1 protein-coding gene is annotated in these 745 nt (G+C 69.9%); it reads right to left on the bottom strand.

Annotated features, from left to right (window positions below; all coding sequences use genetic code 11):
• Positions 1-191: 191 nt before the first annotated feature.
• Positions 192-659 carry a response regulator gene (locus G6048_RS48380; RefSeq protein WP_328829193.1) on the bottom strand — a complete coding sequence of 156 codons (468 nt, stop codon included), beginning with the start codon at positions 657-659 and terminating at the stop codon, positions 192-194.
• Positions 660-745: the final 86 nt, after the last annotated feature.

Below are 745 nucleotides of genomic sequence, written 5' to 3'. Positions count from 1 at the left end.
CGGTTGGGGATGTGGCCGGGGATACGGAGAGGGCTGGCCGGGGCCTTCAGCGCACGGGTCCGTATGGGGCCGTACAGGATGCGGCCGTACAGGATGGGGCCGTACAGGATGGGGCCGTACGGGCCTGTACGGATCCGGGGGCGCCGACCCGCAGGCGCCGGACGATCACCCCGTCCCCCTCAACCTCAACCTCAACCGCCGGCGCGCCCCGCACGCTCCGCGCGCTCGGTCCCGCCGGTGACTCCCGGGGCCCCGAGCGGACTCCCGAGGGACGCTCCACCACCTTGCCGCCCACCACCTTGCCGCCCACCACCTCGCCGCTCCATCAACTGCCGTACGACCCGCACGAGTTCGGCAGGCTCGAAGGGCTTGGCCAGAAAGGCGTCCACCCCCACATCGAGCCCGCTCTCGACCTCGTACTGCGAACAGGCGCTCACGACGGCGAGGGGCAGATTCCGGGTCCGCGGATCGGCACGGAGCCGGGAAGCGGTCCGCAGCCCGTCGAGCCTGGGCATCACGACATCCAGGGTGACGACATCGGGCCGCACGTGATGAACGACATCCAGACACTCGGCACCGTCAGCCGCGGTCACGACCTCGAAGCCCTCCAGCTCGAGGTTGACCCTGATCAACTGCCGGATGACCTTGTTGTCGTCCACAACAAGCACCCGACCCGACGCGCCTGGCACAACTCGAGACTAGGTCCGCACCCCCGCCCGCGTCCGGCTTTTCCCCACTTCCACCC

Source organism: Streptomyces ureilyticus (assembly GCF_011045025.1).
GTDB classification, from domain to species: Bacteria; Actinomycetota; Actinomycetes; order Streptomycetales; family Streptomycetaceae; genus Streptomyces; species Streptomyces ureilyticus.
Note: the sequence above shows the minus strand (reverse complement) of the source record. Positions and strands in the feature narration are given on the sequence as shown.